This window comes from Cyanobacteria bacterium FACHB-DQ100 (genome assembly GCA_014695195.1).
GTDB lineage: Bacteria > Cyanobacteriota > Cyanobacteriia > Leptolyngbyales > Leptolyngbyaceae > Leptolyngbya.
This window is the reverse complement of record JACJNW010000022.1, coordinates 76,466-93,501: the sequence shown is the minus strand read 5'-3', so window position 1 is coordinate 93,501 and position 17,036 is coordinate 76,466. Positions and strand designations below refer to the sequence as shown.

Annotated in this window: 15 protein-coding genes; 8 read left to right on the top strand and 7 right to left on the bottom strand. The window is 48.1% G+C overall.

The window, feature by feature from the left end; translation table 11 throughout:
- Nucleotides 1–83 precede the first annotated feature (83 nt).
- Nucleotides 84–806 carry an adenosylcobinamide-GDP ribazoletransferase gene (locus H6F51_07265; protein ID MBD1822295.1) on the top strand — a complete coding sequence of 241 codons (723 nt, stop codon included), beginning with the start codon at nucleotides 84–86 and terminating at the stop codon, nucleotides 804–806.
- Here H6F51_07265 and H6F51_07260 read toward each other — a convergent pair.
- From H6F51_07260 to H6F51_07250, 3 genes are all read right to left on the bottom strand, one after another.
- Nucleotides 777–1,568 (bottom strand): ion transporter, encoded by a 792-nt coding sequence (locus H6F51_07260; protein MBD1822294.1) that lies wholly within the window; start codon nucleotides 1,566–1,568, stop codon nucleotides 777–779. The two genes, H6F51_07265 and H6F51_07260, sit on opposite strands and share 30 nt — an antisense overlap.
- A gap of 73 nt (nucleotides 1,569–1,641) precedes the next feature.
- The gene (gene hflX, locus H6F51_07255; protein MBD1822293.1) at nucleotides 1,642–3,327 is read right to left on the bottom strand and encodes a GTPase HflX; all 1,686 of its coding nucleotides are present in this window, start codon (nucleotides 3,325–3,327) and stop codon (nucleotides 1,642–1,644) included.
- A 103-nt stretch (nucleotides 3,328–3,430) separates the two neighbouring features.
- Nucleotides 3,431–3,907 carry a molybdenum cofactor biosynthesis protein MoaE gene (locus tag H6F51_07250; GenBank protein MBD1822292.1) on the bottom strand — a complete coding sequence of 159 codons (477 nt, stop codon included), beginning with the start codon at nucleotides 3,905–3,907 and terminating at the stop codon, nucleotides 3,431–3,433.
- A 327-nt stretch (nucleotides 3,908–4,234) separates the two neighbouring features.
- Between H6F51_07250 and psaB the strand changes: the two genes are divergently transcribed.
- Entirely contained in the window at nucleotides 4,235–6,451 is a 2,217-nt protein-coding gene (gene psaB, locus H6F51_07245) for a photosystem I core protein PsaB (protein ID MBD1822291.1), read from the top strand.
- A 112-nt stretch (nucleotides 6,452–6,563) separates the two neighbouring features.
- On the opposite strand, the gene H6F51_07240 is transcribed toward psaB, so the two are convergent.
- Nucleotides 6,564–7,262 (bottom strand): glutathione S-transferase N-terminal domain-containing protein, encoded by a 699-nt coding sequence (locus tag H6F51_07240; protein MBD1822290.1) that lies wholly within the window; start codon nucleotides 7,260–7,262, stop codon nucleotides 6,564–6,566.
- A 140-nt stretch (nucleotides 7,263–7,402) separates the two neighbouring features.
- On the opposite strand from H6F51_07240, the gene moaA reads away from it, so the two are divergent.
- The 3 genes from moaA to ilvC all read left to right on the top strand — a co-directional run bounded on the left by moaA (nucleotide 7,403) and on the right by ilvC (nucleotide 11,000).
- Nucleotides 7,403–8,389, top strand: coding sequence for a GTP 3',8-cyclase MoaA (gene moaA, locus H6F51_07235; protein ID MBD1822289.1), 987 nt, complete (start codon nucleotides 7,403–7,405; stop codon nucleotides 8,387–8,389).
- Nucleotides 8,390–8,455: 66 nt separating this feature from the next.
- A complete protein-coding gene (locus H6F51_07230) occupies nucleotides 8,456–9,934 on the top strand; it encodes a DEAD/DEAH box helicase (GenBank protein ID MBD1822288.1) in 1,479 nt (492 codons plus the stop codon).
- A 70-nt stretch (nucleotides 9,935–10,004) separates the two neighbouring features.
- Complete coding sequence (ilvC, locus tag H6F51_07225; GenBank protein MBD1822287.1) at nucleotides 10,005–11,000, top strand: ketol-acid reductoisomerase; 996 nt, start codon at nucleotides 10,005–10,007, stop codon at nucleotides 10,998–11,000.
- On the opposite strand, the gene H6F51_07220 is transcribed toward ilvC, so the two are convergent.
- Nucleotides 11,001–11,222: a hypothetical protein gene (locus H6F51_07220; GenBank protein MBD1822286.1), complete on the bottom strand. Its 222-nt coding sequence runs from the start codon at nucleotides 11,220–11,222 to the stop codon at nucleotides 11,001–11,003.
- 57 nt (nucleotides 11,223–11,279) lie between these two features.
- Between H6F51_07220 and pip the strand changes: the two genes are divergently transcribed.
- Together pip and H6F51_07210 are read left to right on the top strand one after the other, a co-directional pair.
- Nucleotides 11,280–12,230 carry a prolyl aminopeptidase gene (gene pip, locus H6F51_07215; GenBank protein MBD1822285.1) on the top strand — a complete coding sequence of 317 codons (951 nt, stop codon included), beginning with the start codon at nucleotides 11,280–11,282 and terminating at the stop codon, nucleotides 12,228–12,230.
- A gap of 255 nt (nucleotides 12,231–12,485) precedes the next feature.
- Complete coding sequence (locus tag H6F51_07210; GenBank protein ID MBD1822284.1) at nucleotides 12,486–12,785, top strand: 2Fe-2S iron-sulfur cluster binding domain-containing protein; 300 nt, start codon at nucleotides 12,486–12,488, stop codon at nucleotides 12,783–12,785.
- Between the two features lie 336 nt (nucleotides 12,786–13,121).
- Here the strand turns inward: H6F51_07210 and H6F51_07205 are convergent, their stop codons facing one another.
- Together H6F51_07205 and H6F51_07200 are read right to left on the bottom strand one after the other, a co-directional pair.
- Nucleotides 13,122–14,504: a serine/threonine protein kinase gene (locus H6F51_07205; protein MBD1822283.1), complete on the bottom strand. Its 1,383-nt coding sequence runs from the start codon at nucleotides 14,502–14,504 to the stop codon at nucleotides 13,122–13,124.
- Between the two features lie 33 nt (nucleotides 14,505–14,537).
- Entirely contained in the window at nucleotides 14,538–15,491 is a 954-nt protein-coding gene (locus H6F51_07200; GenBank protein ID MBD1822282.1) for a hypothetical protein, read from the bottom strand.
- Between the two features lie 221 nt (nucleotides 15,492–15,712).
- Here H6F51_07200 and H6F51_07195 point away from each other — a divergent pair, with 221 nt between their 5' ends.
- A complete protein-coding gene (locus H6F51_07195) occupies nucleotides 15,713–16,957 on the top strand; it encodes a hypothetical protein (protein MBD1822281.1) in 1,245 nt (414 codons plus the stop codon).
- Nucleotides 16,958–17,036 lie beyond the last annotated feature (79 nt).

Genomic DNA, 17,036 nt, shown 5'->3' with positions numbered 1-17,036 from the left:
CTATCGCAATTATGGCTGCAAATCGGGATTGCGATCCTGACTAAAGGTATTAGAAGTTTACGTTATGTGAATTGATCTGAACAATGATTATCCAAGCCCTAAACCAATGCCTTGCTGCGCTTACGTTTTACACCTGTTTACCGATTCCCACTTCCGCAAATTTAGACTTTCGTGGAATTGCTCGATTTGCGCCGATCGTGGGTTTAATGGTGGGTTTAATCGTAGGCGCTTTAGATTGGGGTTTAGCTTGGCTCGATGTTCCGATCTTAACTCGAAGCGCGATCGCGGTGGCGGTTTGGGTAGCGATTACGGGCGGTTTGCATCTCGATGGCGCAATGGATACAGCCGATGGACTGGCGGTGATGAATCCTGAGCGACGTTTAGAAGTGATGGCAGATAGCGCGACCGGGGCATTTGGGGCAATGACGGCTGTAATTTTGCTGTTGCTCAAAACGATCGCGCTCAGCGATTTGGGGCAGGATCGAATGTGGCTTTTGGCGGGGGTGGCAGGCTGGGGGCGTTGGGGGCAACTGGTGGCGATCGCTCGATATCCCTATCTCAAGTCGGCTGGAAAGGGAGCGTTTCATAAAGAGGCAATCCGATCGCCCTGGGAAGTGGTGCCGACGCTCGTGATTTTAGTCGCGCTAAGTTTAGTGGTGCGTCCGTGGATGATTGCGGGAGGCGCGATCGCAGTGCTAGCGGGCGCTTGGTTCAATTGGAAGTTGGGCGGACAAACCGGAGATACCTATGGGGCGATCGTGGAATGGACAGAGGCGCTATTGCTCTGTTTGCTGACTGCGGTTTAAGCAAGTTCCACAGTTTTTACAAAAATAGGCATCTGAATCGTGAAACGCGAGACCACACTTTGAACACAAAACTTGAATTTGATCCGCAGTTTTTACCAGTCGTTTGATCAAATCTCCAAGCTGCCAGGGAATTAATACAATCCCAGTCAATACCATCAGAGTCGTGAGCAATCGCCCTATTTCTGAAATTGGCGTAATATCTCCCAACCCTGCGGTAGAAATCGTAGAAACAGAGAAATATACCGCATCTAAAAATGTGCCAAATTTGGGATTTACGGTATGTTCAACTTGATAAATAAGCCCTGAGAAGACGAAAATAATCGAGAGAATCGTAAAAATAATTCGCGTAAAGATTGCGCCATCTTCGCTGCTAACATAGCCAAAAATCGTTTTGCCTTGAATAAATCGAATTAATCTAAGAATCCGAAACCAACGAAAAATTCTCAAATAACCTACGTTCGTTCCAATCAGGAAAGGCGCGATCGACAATAAATCAATCACCGAATATAAGCTAAAAATAAATGGCAGTTTTCGCTCAGCACACCAAATTCTTAAACCGTATTCGATTACGAAAACTGCAAGAATTAGGTGTTCGATCGCATCCAGAATTTGCCTAACTTCAACCGGAATCTTATAGGTTTCTGCAACAAAAATTCCCGAAGAAACTAACACTAGCCCCGTAATGAAAAGATTAATTCCTTTTCCTACTGGTGTATCAATATCTTCGAGATAAAACGCAATTTTTTCGCGCAAGGGCAACATACATAAATAAGCTGCTGGGTCTGAGACATTTTGACGCAAAACCCAGCATTTTTAGAAAGAGATTTGGCGACTTCTAATTCGACATCGCATAGCGCACCAGTTGACACAAGCGCTGTCTCAACGTCTCCAATCCCAACCGCTCATTCGCCGAGATAAACGCCGCTTGCGGAAATTCCTCGCGCGCGATCGCCAATTGTTCTGCATCTACCTGATCGATTTTGTTAAAGGCTAAAAGCGCGGGCCCCGGAGTAATCGGCATCTCAGACAGAATTTGCATCACCGCTCGAATCTGACTTTGCCAAGCTGGATGCGATAAATCAACCACATGCAGAAGTGCATCCGCTTCGGTAACTTCTTCTAACGTTGCCCGAAACGCATCCATCAGCGAGGGCGGTAACTCATGAATAAATCCAACGGTATCCGTTAATAGAATCTGTGTATTTTGATGAGTTTCCGAATCTGTTACGGTTAGTCTCCGAGTGGTTGGATCAAGCGTTGCAAATAATTGGTCTGCTGTATAAACTTCTGCATTCGTTAAAGCATTGAGCAAAGTCGATTTACCTGCATTCGTATAACCCACCACCGCGATCGAAGGCACTTCTTCATGCTGTCTTCGCTGTCTTAATCGGGCACGATGCGCCTGAAGCTGGTTGACTTCCTGCTGGAGTCGTGTGATTCGTCGCTGAATTGCTCGGCGCTCAGTCTCTAGCTTCGTTTCTCCAGGGCCTCTTGTCCCAATCCCGCCCCCGAGTCGAGACATTGCCTGTCCGCGCCCGGTAAGCCTCGGCAACATATATTCGAGTTGCGCCAGTTCAACCTGAAGCTTTCCGGCTCCCGACTGAGCGCGTTGAGCAAAAATATCTAAAATCACTTCGGTACGATCGACAATCCGCACTCCAATCTGCATTTCCAAATTGCGAATTTGAGCGGGTGAAAGATCGCGATCGAACACGATCAAGCTGGCTCCAACCGTTTGAGCCGCCAAGGTGATTTCCTGGACTTTTCCTTCTCCCACAACGGTCTGAGGATGGGGACGCGGGCGTTTTTGCGTCATTGTTTGCAGCACTTCGCCACCTGCGGTTTCTACCAGCCGCGCCAGTTCTTGTAGCGCCGTTTTGAAGGCTTGCGGAGAGAATTCGTCCGTTTGCAGTCCCACAATGAGCACCTGATCGTGAGCGCGATCGACTTGCTGCGCGACATACTCCCGCCGGAACTCTTCTTCTAAGCCCTCAACCAGCGCCAAAAAATCTTGCTCTGCGATCACATCCAAGCTCAACGGCGGCGAAATCGTCCAATTTGCCTCTGGGTGTGGTACCAGATGCGCCAAATACGCATTTCTTACATAGCCAGTTGCACCGCCCCCTCTGCGCTCAAATCCTCCTCCTGTCAGCGTTAACGCTACAAACACATCCAAACGCTGAAGCGCCATCACCGTCAGCATCGATTCTCCGGGCGGGTCTTGCTTTAATTGGGTAGCAATACAGCGAATTCCACACAAGCGCTCCGCCCCGTAGCGTGGAAGCTCTAGCATCGGGATCTGAGTTTGCCTCATCGTCCCGACTCCAACGCGAATCACTTGACCGCGGCGATTCACATAAGCACAGACAGGCTGACTAATTTCGCAGCTAATTGCGGCAATACGCTGAGCAAACTCAGACGTGGTAATGCGATCGCCGGGTAAGCGTTGATGATACAACCGTTGTAGTTGCTTAATCTGGCTTGATTTTAGACCGTTGAGGTTGCCGTAGACCGTTTCGATAACTCACTTTGCCAAACGCGACTTAATTTCTATCTTAGATCGCTCTTGTCGGTTGGGAATCGGGGAGCACTATAGATTCTCAGCCTGTGACTTCACAGGATTTTTAGCAACACTTCACCCAACTCGAACACACTTCGCCCGTTTTGCCGTAGTAAAACTCTTTCTTCCAGATTGGGGCGCGATGCTTGAGCGTATCGATCGCATACTGACACGCCTCGAACGCTTCCTTGCGATGCGGACAACCTACTGCAATCAACACACTAATCTCGCCAATCTCTAACCGTCCGACTCGGTGATGAATCACCACGTGAGTCACGTCAGTCCACGTTTGGCGAATCTCTGCTGCAATCTGTTTGAACACCGCGATCGCCATTGGTTCATAGGCTTGATACTCCAGATGCAGCACCGAAAAGCCTTCGCTATTGTTGCGAACCATGCCGCTCATCAGCACGATCGCACCATTCGCCGCATCATCCGCCTGTTTATAAACCTCCTCGACCGACAAGGGCGCGATCGTAATCACAAGCTGATCATTCGGATGAGCAGAAACCGACTTAGCCCCGATCGAAGAAATTACCATAGCATTTGTGTAACATTCCATTCACATCTTAGCGGTCGGTGACTAGCGTAGTCTTGCCTCAATTTCAACTCTGTTAAGTTCAGTAAATTTTTGTGCTTGGCAAAATAAGCCGTTTGCTCGAAAACCCGCATGATTTCAGGGTTTCATTAATCTTTAATCAGAAATTCCGATAAGAAATGCAAGATTTGACAAACAGATTCTCTACCTTTGGTCGTAGCTCTGAGAGCGTAACTTTCATTAATCTATTGAACTAGCGATCGAGCGATTTGATCTCCGGGCAACTCAATCTAAACTGATCCACTTATGAAATTCGAGTAGTCAAATTATATGGCGACTAAATTTCCGAAATTTAGCCAGGATCTTGCGCAAGACCCAACCACACGGCGACTCTGGTATGGAATTGCAACCGCGCACGACTTTGAAAGTCACGATGGGATGACTGAAGAGAAGCTGTATCAAAAGATATTCGCGACTCACTTTGGTCATGTTGCAATCATTTTTCTTTGGACATCTAGCCTGTTGTTCCATGTCGCATGGCAAGGCAATTTCCCTCAGTGGAGCAAAGATCCGCTCCACGTTCGCCCGATCGCTCACGCGATCTGGGATCCTCAATTTGGTAAGCCTGCGATCGAGGCTTACACCCAAGGCGGAGTCGATTATCCGGTGAACATCGCTTATTCAGGCGTGTATCACTGGTGGTATACGATCGGCATGAGAACTAATGCTGACCTGTATCAAGGTGCAGTCTTTCTGCTCTTGATTGCGGCATTGTTCCTGTTTGCCGGTTGGCTCCACCTCCAGCCGAAATTCCGTCCGAGTTTGGCTTGGTTCAAAAATGCTGAATCTCGATTAAACCACCACTTGGCTGGATTGTTTGGGGTTAGCTCTCTGGCTTGGGCAGGTCACTTAATCCACGTTGCGATCCCCGAATCTCGCGGTCAGCACGTCGGTTGGGAGAACTTCCTGTTTACGCTGCCACATCCCGCAGGCTTAAAGCCGTTCTTCACGGGGAACTGGAGCGTTTACTCACAAAGTCCGGATACCGCAGAACACATCTTTGGAACGGCACAAGGTTCAGGTTCTGCTATCTTGACCTTCCTGGGTGGATTCCATCCACAGACTGAATCGCTGTGGTTGACGGACATGGCGCATCACCATTTAGCGATCGCCGTGATTTTCATCATTGCGGGTCATATGTACCGCACGAACTTTGGCATTGGTCACAGCATCAAAGATATTCTCAACGCGAAGAACTTCTTTGGTAATCGGATCAATGGTCAAGGAAACTTGCCACACGCAGGGCTATATGACACGTATAACAATTCGCTGCACTTCCAGCTAGGGATTCACCTTGCTGCTTTGGGAACGGCGCTTTCAGTGGTGGCGCAGCATATGTACTCGATGCCGCCTTATGCGTTCATGGCGAAAGACTTCACAACGCAGGCATCGCTTTACACACACCATCAATATCTAGCTGGATTTTTCATGGTGGGTGCATTCGCTCATGCTGGAATCTTCTGGGTACGAGATTACGATCCAGACAACAATGAAAACAACGTTCTAGCTCGATTGCTGGGACATAAAGAAGCACTGATTTCGCACCTGAGCTGGGTTTCGCTGTTCTTGGGCTTCCACACGCTTGGACTCTATGTTCACAATGATGTTCAAGTCGCGTTTGGCGTACCAGAAAAGCAAATTCTCATCGAACCTGTGTTTGCTCAATTTGTGCAAGCCTCTCACGGTAAAGCACTCTATGGCTTCAATGCGTTGCTGTCTAACCCAGATAGTATTGCATCGAATCCGGGAGCAGCTTACTTACCGGGCTGGTTGGATGCAATTAACAGTGGTACGAATTCATTGTTCCTGACCATTGGGCCGGGTGACTTTTTGGTACACCATGCGATCGCGCTTGGTTTGCATGTGACAACGCTGATCTGTCTGAAGGGTGCGCTGGATGCTCGCGGTAGCAAGTTGATGCCAGACAAGAAAGACTTTGGCTTTAACTTCCCGTGTGATGGCCCAGGTCGTGGCGGTACTTGCCAAATTGCTTCTTGGGAACAATCCTTCTATTTGGCTACGTTCTGGATGCTGAATACGATCGGTTGGGTGACGTTCTACTGGCACTGGAAGCATCTTGCGATCTGGTCGGGTAACGTGGCTCAGTTCAATGAAAGCTCAACTTATCTGATGGGATGGCTGCGAGATTATCTCTGGCAGTATTCAGCACCGTTGATCAACGGATACAACGTCTACGGAACCAGCAATCTATCGGTTTGGGCGTGGATGTTCCTGTTTGGTCACTTAGTCTGGGCAACTGGCTTTATGTTCCTCATTAGCTGGCGTGGATATTGGCAAGAGCTAATTGAGACGCTAGTGTGGGCGCACGAGCGTACACCGCTGGCAAACTTGATTCGATTCAAAGACAAGCCTGTTGCATTGTCGATCGTTCAAGGCTGGTTAGTGGGTCTGGTGCATTTCACGGTGGGTTATATTCTGACGTATGCAGCGTTCTTGATTGCTGCGACGACGGGTAAATTTGCTTGATGTGCTGCTAGCAACTGCGGCTAAATACTAAAAAAAGGATGAAGTCAAATGGCTTCATCCTTTTTTCGTTTCGATTGTCTAGCGAGGAGCAATTTTTGAGGAATGATTCGGTTTAATGTTTCACGGTTCCCGCCGATTGATTGAACAATAATTCTCGCGCCTGATCCGGACTAATTTGTTCTGCTTTGAATGCTTCCGCTTTCTCGTAGGCTCGAATGGTTGCTGGACGGACTTGAATCGCCTCAACCCAACGCTTTAAATTCGGAAAATCTTCGAGTTTCTGTCCCTGCCGCTCATAGGGAACAATCCACGGATAACAAGCGATGTCCGCGATCGAATACTCACCCGCCACAAATTCCCGATCGCTCAGTCGCTTATTCAACACGGCATACAATCGCCCCGTTTCATTCACGTACCGATCGATCGCATAAGAAATTTTCTCTGGTGCATATTGGCTAAAGTGATGATTTTGTCCCGCCATTGGGCCTAAGCCGCCCATTTGCCAGAATAACCATTGCAGCACTTCAGTCCGACCCCGCAAATCTGAGGGAATGAGTTGTCCTGTTTTTTCAGCAAGATATAACAAAATTGCACCAGATTCAAACACAGAGATCGGATCACCGCCACCTGTGGGATCACGATCGACGATCGCAGGAATTCGGTTATTCGGCGCAATTTTCAGAAAGTCTGCCTGAAACTGATCCCCTTTACCAATGTTGATTGGCACAAGATTGTAGGATAATCCCACTTCTTCGAGAAACATCGTGATTTTGTGTCCGTTTGGCGTTGTCCAATAATAAAGATCGAGCATAATGACTCCGATAACCAATGCCTAAATTCTAGAAACTCCCTAAATTCTAGAAACTCCCTAAATTCTAGAAACTCCCTAAATTCTAGAAACTCTATGTCAAAAGTTTTGATGCTCTGGAGCGAATCCGGCAGAATGGAAATATGAATCAAGTGGATTATTTGCGAATTAGCTTAGTCGATCGCTGTAACTTTCGATGTCTGTACTGTATGCCTGAAGGCAGCGATCTTGAATATGTATTGCAGCAAGACTTACTCACTCAAGAAGAATTAACCACGCTGCTGAGAGAAGTTTTTATTCCGGTTGGGTTTACTCGGTTTCGATTAACGGGTGGAGAACCGTTGATTCGTCCGGGAGTGGTGGACATTGTGAGAACGATCGCGCAATTTCCCGAAACGCAAGATCTATCGATGACGACGAATGCGTTTTTGCTCGAATCGATGGCGCAAGATCTCTATGACGCTGGTTTGAGACGAATTAATATCAGTCTCGATTCGCTAGAGCCAGAAACGTTCGATCGCATCATTGGAAATCGGGGTCGATCTCGCTGGCAACAAGTTTGGGGCGGAATTCAAACCGCTTACCGGATTGGATTTAATCCGCTTAAACTAAACGTCGTGGTGATTCCGGGCATCAATGATCATGAGGTGCTTGACTTGGCGGCATTGAGCGTCGATCGTGAATGGCACGTTCGATTTATTGAATTCATGCCGATCGGAAACAGCGAATTATTCAGCGATCAAGGTTGGATTGACTCAGAAACCATTCGTCAACAAATTCGGAAACGCTGGGGACTCACTGAAGCAAACGTCAGAGGAAACGGCCCCGCAGATGTATTTAAGATTCCAGGAGCAAAAGGAACATTAGGATTTATTAGTCAAATGTCAGAATGTTTTTGCGATCGCTGCAATCGAATGCGCCTCTCCGCCGATGGCTGGCTCCGTCCTTGCTTGCTGAATGAGATCGGACAAATTGATCTCAGAACCCAACTGCGATCAGGCGTTTCAACCAGAGAACTCCGTCAACAAGTGAGCGAACTACTCGGACTAAAACCTGAGATTAACTACAAGCAGCGTCAATCTGGAACCACTGGAAAATATCACCGCACCATGTCACAGATTGGCGGCTAAACATTTGGTTTTTTCACCTGAACTCGGTAGGATGAGCAATAGGGTTAAACGACAGATGTACTAATCATGCCGAGAATGCCTTGTCTGTCATACGATCGCGGAACGCTGATTCTGCACCCGCCACCCAGAGGGAAAGCTTGGGTCGAGTTTGCGGTGTGGGACGATCGCATCGAAAAATTTCGCATTCCGGCAAATCAATATCGGGAATTAGTCCTAGCGCTGCGATCGGAAGGAACCGAAATCGATGATCGCGCCAAAGGATTCGACGCGATCGAGCTTGTGTCCTCGGTCGAAATGGAGCCTTATCCACATCAGAAAGAAGCACTCGCAGCCTGGAAAAATGCAGGACGATTGGGGGTTGTCGTCTTACCCACTGCCGCAGGTAAAACCTACCTCGCACAACTAGCGATTCAATCCACGCAGCGCAGTACCTTGATCATGGTTCCAACGCTGGACTTGATGCACCAGTGGTACGCCAACTTATGCGCGGCATTTCCTGATGTTGAGATTGGCTTGTTGGGGGGTGGATCACGCGATCGTACTCCCATTTTGATCGCAACTTACGATAGCGCTGCAATCAACGCCGAAACACTAGGCAATCAATATGCGCTGCTGGTCTTTGATGAATGCCATCACTTGCCGAGTAGCTTTAATCGAGTGATTGCAGAGTACGCAATCGCACCCTATCGATTAGGACTAACGGCAACACCTGAGCGATCCGATGGGAAACACGAAGATCTAAAACTATTAATCGGTGAAGAAGTTTACAGGAAAACAGCAGAAGAATTATCCGGGTCAGCACTCGCAAAACACGAAGCGATTCAGATTAAAGTATCGCTGTCTAAACACGAACGCGAACGCTACGATCAATTAATTCAAATTCGTAACGCCTTTCTAAAAGAATCAAATATTTACCTTAGTAATGCTCAAGGCTGGCAGCGATTTGTGCAGGCAAGTGCACGATCGACCGCCGGACGCAGAGCCATGTTAGCTCACCGAGAAGCAAAATCGATCGCATTCGGAACCGAAGGAAAATTACGAGTCCTCGCCGATCTGCTTGCCCGTCACTACCCGGAGCGCACCTTAATTTTTACCGACGATAACGCCACCGTTTACCGCATCTCTCAGGATTTGCTAATCCCCGCAATCACGCATCAAACGCCTGTGAAGGAACGTCATGAGATTCTGACTAAATTTAAGCAAGGAGAATACCGATCGCTCGTTGCCTCCCGCGTCCTCAATGAAGGTGTGGATGTCCCCGAGGCCAGTATCGCGATCGTGCTTTCAGGCACCGGATCAGCACGAGAATACATTCAGCGCATGGGACGCATTCTGCGAAAAAGCAAAGATCCCACCAAACTCGCAATCCTGTATGAAGTTGTGGCAGAAGACACCAACGAAGAAGGAGTCTCCCGCCGACGCAACCCGACGCAAAAGACCAAACCGCGATCGCCCGCTCGTCAACTCGAATTAGTCCCGTACTCAGCCCCGCCCACCGTGATTCCACGCGCCGCAGAAGGCGAAGCAAATTACGACGATTGGTAATTCACATTTTCTGATAAGATTAACGGTTCTGACCCCTCATTAATCGACTTGCTGGAAGGAGACTTTTCATATGGCTCGGATGTATTATGACGCTGATGCCAACTTAGATTTACTTGCGGGCAAAACGATCGCAATTATCGGTTACGGTTCTCAAGGACACGCACACGCCCTCAACCTGAAAGACAGCGGCATGAACGTCATCGTCGGGCTGTATCCAGGGAGTAAGTCTGCGACTAAAGCGAAAGAAGCGGGCTTGACGGTTCACTCCGTTGCAGATGCCGCAAAAGCTGCGGATCTGATCATGATTCTGCTCCCCGATGAAGTGCAGAAGAGCGTTTACAAAAACGAAATTGCGCCAAACTTGAGCGCCGGAAATGTGCTGCTGTTCGCACACGGCTTTAACATTCATTTTGGTCAGGTTGTGCCCCCGGCTGATGTCGATGTGGTGATGGTTGCGCCCAAAGGCCCAGGACATCTCGTGCGTCGCACCTACCAGCAAGGTCAAGGTGTTCCGGCTCTGTTTGCGGTGTATCAAGACGCAACCGGACAGGCTCGCGATCGTGCAATGGCATATGCAAAAGGGATCGGCGGCACTCGCGCTGGCATTTTGGAAACCACCTTCCGCGAAGAAACCGAAACCGATTTGTTCGGCGAACAAGTGGTTCTCTGCGGTGGCTTGAGCGCATTGATCAAAGCGGGATTTGAAACCCTGGTTGATGCTGGATATCAGCCAGAGCTTGCTTACTTTGAATGCCTGCACGAAGTCAAACTCATCGTCGATCTGATCGTCGAAGAAGGGTTGGCAGGAATGCGCGACAGCATTTCTAACACGGCAGAATACGGCGATCTCACTCGTGGCCCTCGGATTGTCAACGATTCCACTCGCGCTGAGATGAAGAAGATTCTCAACGAAATCCAAACCGGACAGTTTGCGCGGGAATTTGTGCTGGAAAATCAGTCGGGTAAAGCTGGATTTACAGCAATGCGCCGACGTGAGGCAGAACACCCGATCGAAGAAGTCGGCAAAGACCTGCGATCGATGTTTAGCTGGCTGAAGAAAGTCTAATTAGTCTTTAGCTTTATTCACATCCCTCACCGCTTCTTCAGTGCGACGGTGGGGGTTTGTTTTGGGTTGCCAACTGGGAAAAGCATTCACCAAGAGTTGATCGATCGTGCTTCTCGCCTGAAAGCTATATCGCCCAACTTCAGACGGCAAAAACTGATCGCCAAATCCAATAAAAACGATACTAAACAACACTAAAAACCCAACTGGAATCTTATTACGCATAGAGTTGAAACTGCGGGAAACTATCATGATCTACAGTTAGTTATCCCAAGAACTAGAATGCGTCATCTTTATCCTGCGATCGAGCCTTACCAGTCGGGGATGCTGCCCGTCTCCGACCTGCATACGATCTACTACGAGCAGAGCGGCAACCCCAACGGAAAACCTGTTGTCTTTCTGCACGGTGGGCCTGGCGGCGGCACCATTTCAATCTATCGACAGTATTTCGACCCGGAGAAATGGCGGATTATCCTGTTTGATCAGCGCGGAGCCGGAAAAAGCACGCCCCACGCTGAACTGAGGGAAAACACAACCTGGGATCTCGTCGGTGACATTGAGAAACTCCGATCGCACCTCCAAATCGATCGCTGGGTCGTCTTTGGCGGCAGTTGGGGCAGCACTTTATCGCTCGCCTATAGCCAAACGCATCCCAATCGCTGTCTTGGCTTAATCCTGCGCGGCATCTTCTTACTCCGGCGTAAAGAGATCCTTTGGTTCTATCAAGAAGGCGCAAGCTGGATTTTTCCCGATGCTTGGGAGCAGTATCTCGCGCCCATTCCACCCGAAGAACGCGACGATATGGTTTCGGCGTATTACCGACGGTTGACCAGCGATGATGCAGAAATTCGGGCGATCGCCGCAAAAGCCTGGTCAGTTTGGGAAGGCAGTACCAGCCGATTAATTGTTGATCCAAACTTGCAGAGTAAGTTTGCTCAAGATGACTTTGCAGAAGCGTTTGCGCGAATTGAGTGTCACTACTTTATCAATCGCGGCTTTTTTGAAACCGATGATCAACTGCTGCAAAACTGCGATCGTATCGCTCACATTCCCACCGTAGTTGTGCAAGGACGCTACGATGTCGTTTGTCCGATGGCTTCAGCTTGGGATTTACACCAGGCGCTACCCAAGGCAGAATTTATCGTCGTTCCCGATGCAGGGCACTCGATGATGGAGACAGGAATTCTTAGTGCCTTAGTCGATGCTACCGATAGATTTGGGGAAAATCGCTAACGCAAATGATTAGGGTAACGGATTGTAACTCTCGATTGCGCCCGATAGATCGTCCTATAAGTATAAGTAGATTAAATCATGCTGATTTATTAGGAATCGCGTTCATCGATCCCCCTAAATCGCGGATTTAACGTTTAAGTTTTCCCGTAGTATCAGAATTGAAAAGAACTTAGGCATCTCAGCATTGATTGAGAAAACTTAAGTCTCAAATTTTCCGGCAGTTTTGCCGCTTCTATTACTAGAGAGGATCACCGAATGCCTACTTACCAGGTCAGGTTAATCAACGAAGCCGAAGGGCTGGACACGACGATCGAGGTTCCCGATGATGAGTACATTCTAGATGCGGCTGAAGAAGCAGGTCTGGATTTGCCGTACTCCTGTCGTGCGGGTGCTTGCTCGACTTGTGCAGGCAAAATCACTGAAGGTGAAATCGATCAATCCGATCAATCGTTCTTGGATGATGACCAGATTGAAGCTGGATATGTGCTGACTTGCGTGGCTTACCCGCGCTCGAACTGCACGATCCTGACCCATCAGGAAGACGCGCTTTATTAATTCTCCGACAGGGAGATGATTCGCTTCTCACTCTCTGTCTTGAAACGTTCTTGCAGCAGAAACCCCGATCGGGGTTTCTGCTTTGTTGTTTGGAGTGGGTTGGGAATTTTCGCTTCGTTGTCGGCAGCTTGTACCCCCTAAATCCCCACAGGTGGCAGGATAGTTTCAGCCACTAGATCAAGGAAATTTCTCAAGCAACATCGATGAATTACCCGACTTCTACCCGTCCTGGTTCAGTCACGATCGATCGGAAGAGATGGATACCCTGGAAACCGTGCGACGGCAACTCAAGACAATTGGCAACTCAATTAGAAAACGGTTGAGAAAACGGCAAGGTCAGTTCTTCTTAATCGGTAGATTTAACCACTTGCTTAACACTTGTACAAGCCAGTCTAATTCTGGAGGAGTCAAATATTCGGTAATATTGTCTCCACCTCCCAAGGAGAACTTCTTTGTACCTGCCCAAATGTTAATTTGGGGTGGAATCCTAATTGTTCCACCTTCACTATCGGACTTGTGCGAAACACTGGTCAGCTCAATTTGTTTGATGTCTTGTCGATCGCCGATCGTCGGAGAGGTATGTATTCCCAGTAGCTCCATCCTGCGAGAAATCTTCGAGTCGGTAATTTGCAATCTAACTTTGCCAAACCAATCAAACAAGATGCGCCAAATCATCCACATACCCGCGCTGAGATGACCGAGCGCAAATAATGCCATCACCCATCCTCCAGAAGCCCAAATCGCAACTGCGCCGCTGTACCACACCACTAGAAACGAATTCCATACAATTGCAAATCCGATCAGCGGAATCAGTCCGGCATGAAATCCCCGCGCTGGAATTAAAATTTCTAGCTGCTGCCGAGACTGCCTGACTTGAACTTTGCTTCCGGTTGGTTTCGCGATCGCTAAGCGACTGTTTTGTTGCGAGGTTTCTAATGCTTGTAAGGCTTGCTGTGCCGATCGCGCTCTTAAATCTAAGCTGGGTTCCGTTAACCATTTCAGCCAGTCCACGAATGCAGGACTGAGAGTCACGCGATCGTCAAACAAAATCCTTAATTCACGCTGCGGTAATTGATCCGGATGCTGTCCGGTTGCAAGATAGATCAGCGTTGCACCCAAAGCATAAAGATCCGAAGCCGGAACAGTCTGCCCGCCGAACTGCTCCGGTGGCATATAGCCGTAAGTCCCAACAATTGTACGTGTTCCAGCCTGAAGCGCCGTTTGCACAGAACCAAAATCAATCAGATAAACCTGTCCGGGACTATTTCCGGTACGATCGCTCAATAGAATGTTACTCGGCTTCAAATCGCGGTGTACAACTGAAGGCTGGCGGCTGTGTAGATAGTCCAGAATGTTTAATAGTTCTTTAGAGATCGCTTTTAGTTCCGCTTCGCTAAACGTGCGCCCGGACTGTACCCAATCTTGCAGCGATCGAGCTTCGATGTAAGTCTGAACAATAGCAAACCCCGTCTCAGTCTCAAAGCCATCGAGATATCGAGGAATGGCGGGATGATCGATCGCTTGTAAAACGGCTGCCTCCCGCTCAAATAGCTTCAAATCATCCCAAGTAAAATCGGGCGCAAACAATAATAGCTTGATCACCACCGATGCCGCGGTTTGTAAATCAGTCGCTAAAAATGTTCTGCGCCCAGTCTGACGACTCAGCAGTGATTGAATCTGATAACGATCGTGTAGAACTTTTCCAATCAGTTGATCCATTGCACTATCAATAGCTTATTCATTGCCGATAGCTTATTCGTTGCGCCCCAGGGTGTATTGAAATACTTGCTTGATGATGCGATCGCGCCTTTCAATCATACTGCCCTCAAGCGGAGTGTTCTTTAACAGATGAAAATAATTGCGGATATTTTTGAAATGCGTCGAAAGGTGCCCATTGTAGCGCCGCTGCTCCAGAATCGTCTCAGGGCCACTATGTTCTCCACCATGCAACGCATCTAGAAGATACCAAATCTGCTTCCATTGGGTCTCAGCCTCTTCAGGATTCTCCGGTAGCAGTAGAACTTTGCAAACCGCAGCAAACACCTTACCCAAGTCAGCAAACTGCGTTAATCGGTGTGGATATAAACCTTGAATTAGCGCTTCTCGATCCAGGATTGGATCATCAAGTTCTAGCTTACGATCGAGATACAAGCGATCGCCCTCAAGCTCAGGCAAAACCCCATCACCGGCGGTTGCCCAAGCATAAGTAAATAGCTTTTCCGCTTTTCGTACCTTCTTCTTAAGCTGTGCGGGTTGATCTCGCTCCTCGCAGAGTTCCAGCATTCCCATTGGAAACAACAACAGTGCCGAATGAGTGCCTAGTAGATGAATCATATCTCTATTGCCCAGCCAGACTTCGCGCTCTATTTTAAGCAACGATAAATCAAGCCGAAGAATGCGTGAATCCTTGTTTGGCTCGTTTTCTTCATCTTGAGCTTTACTTTCTTCGATAAAAGGCAACATCTGTATCTGAACGTTGCCATACTCTTCATAGTATTTCAGCCCAGTCTTGGTCTTTCGTTTATGTTTTGTCACTCTCCCACCGTTGTCTTTGATCGTCTGATAGCATTGCTGACCGAGCGAAGAGTAACAAATCAGCGCATGATCAATCAATCGACGCGCCCAATCTGTGCATTCTTGAAAGGTGATCGAGGCAAGCTTAGAAGAGGAACTAGGGTGGTTACTATCGCGTAGATATGCCAGCATAAGATAGCACCAGCTCTGGTAGGCAGACCAATAGCTGTATTCTGATGTTGCACCATCCTGAGCCGCATATATCCGCGCCTTCTCCAGCAGTCGAATCGGTAGAGTGAGGTTATCCCACTGGCGACCGTCACTAGGTACGGATACAGACGCAAAAATGTATAGCTTGGCGCGATGAGCATTAATTTTTGATAGCAGATAACAGAAGGGATGAAAGTTACTTTGTGAGAATTCATCGAGGACATGATATTTTCTCAGTCGGTCATGAACATGCCTTTCTGCGAACTGGGCTTTCCTGGTCTTTATCGACATCCTTATCCGAGGCGATTAAACTCCGAACATCAGGGCTTTGTGCAATTCGACAGTTTCTAGAGCAATTGTTGAAATGGCTCGATCGCATTCAAACCCAAGCAGGCGAAGACATTGTGCGATTTGATGATCAGGTGAATCAATACCAAGAGTGCCTAGATTTATTTGCAACACAAGTACCAGAGTGTTTAGAGGAGATTGAACGGAAACGACAAGCACCATTCTATCGATTCCGTAGCGCCCAAATCGAACAAGAGATTGCATCACAGCTACAACCCTGGAACTCAGCGCGAAGCAATGCTTTCAATCGATACTATTCGGCTGTGATTTCTAGAGCGGCTCATCTTGCTAGCGTTGAAACCTTAGCGCAACTGCAACAGATTGTCAGTCAGTTGCTCAATCGAATCGAACAAGCAGAGCGATCAATTGCAGACTTGCGAACACCACTCACCTTTGAGCAACAGCACCTCATTCATTATCGTCCTGAGTTTGAATGCCCCAATGGTCTCTGTCTTCATGAGACAGAATCAGACTTAAGCCGAGGATATCAGCGCATTTTGCCAGAAGCGGGAGAAGCTTGCGCGATCGAACGATTGATCAATCCACTGCTCAATCAGTCTCAATTGCTGCCTTTCCTTGCTGATCCGATCGCGTTCAAAACTCAATTGCTACTGCAAGCTGAAGCTACCTTGCAGCCGCAGCTTTCTGGATTGCACGTTGTGACAGAGCTTTATCACCGATTTCCACAAGAGACAGAGTTAGGCAGAGTGCTAAAACAGCTCGATCGACAATCCTTCGAGTTTATTGAACTCAAAGGAAGCTGTGACCAAGAGAATGGGACATTTGTGATTCGCTTACTTGGAATCGATAAAGCTCATCAAAGAAATGTACCGCAGTTACTCAATTGGTACAGTAGCCGAGAACGAGGGTATCAAGACATCGACACAGGCGACCCGAATAAGATTATCTTTCTTCAGTATCGAGCCGTATTGCCTTATAGTCATTGGGCGCACTATCCGATCGCAGTTCAGAACTATCACCAAATTGCTGAGGCAACATATTTTGAGAAGTTTCATCCGATCGTTGGAGCGCGGAATCTGCCTTTTCCCGGACAAGATCTCACGATCGAGCAAGCTGAAATTGCTGTGATTTACGCTTGAATTTTAGGACGCATTCAACTCCATCTAAGGATCAAGGATTAAATAAGACCGGAGTAAATGATAGGCTAGAGCAATTCAG

Coding starts and splice junctions, on each gene's coding strand:
- H6F51_07265 (MBD1822295.1), top strand. CDS start 84: ATGATTATCCAAGCCCTAAACCAATGCCTTGCTGCGCTTACGTTTTAC.
- H6F51_07200 (MBD1822282.1), bottom strand. CDS start 15,491: ATGCTGGCATATCTACGCGATAGTAACCACCCTAGTTCCTCTTCTAAG.
- H6F51_07250 (MBD1822292.1), bottom strand. CDS start 3,907: ATGGTAATTTCTTCGATCGGGGCTAAGTCGGTTTCTGCTCATCCGAAT.
- psaB (MBD1822291.1), top strand. CDS start 4,235: ATGGCGACTAAATTTCCGAAATTTAGCCAGGATCTTGCGCAAGACCCA.
- H6F51_07260 (MBD1822294.1), bottom strand. CDS start 1,568: ATGTTGCCCTTGCGCGAAAAAATTGCGTTTTATCTCGAAGATATTGAT.
- H6F51_07205 (MBD1822283.1), bottom strand. CDS start 14,504: ATGGATCAACTGATTGGAAAAGTTCTACACGATCGTTATCAGATTCAA.
- pip (MBD1822285.1), top strand. CDS start 11,280: ATGCGTCATCTTTATCCTGCGATCGAGCCTTACCAGTCGGGGATGCTG.
- moaA (MBD1822289.1), top strand. CDS start 7,403: ATGAATCAAGTGGATTATTTGCGAATTAGCTTAGTCGATCGCTGTAAC.
- H6F51_07240 (MBD1822290.1), bottom strand. CDS start 7,262: ATGCTCGATCTTTATTATTGGACAACGCCAAACGGACACAAAATCACG.
- H6F51_07220 (MBD1822286.1), bottom strand. CDS start 11,222: ATGCGTAATAAGATTCCAGTTGGGTTTTTAGTGTTGTTTAGTATCGTT.
- ilvC (MBD1822287.1), top strand. CDS start 10,005: ATGGCTCGGATGTATTATGACGCTGATGCCAACTTAGATTTACTTGCG.
- H6F51_07230 (MBD1822288.1), top strand. CDS start 8,456: ATGCCGAGAATGCCTTGTCTGTCATACGATCGCGGAACGCTGATTCTG.
- H6F51_07210 (MBD1822284.1), top strand. CDS start 12,486: ATGCCTACTTACCAGGTCAGGTTAATCAACGAAGCCGAAGGGCTGGAC.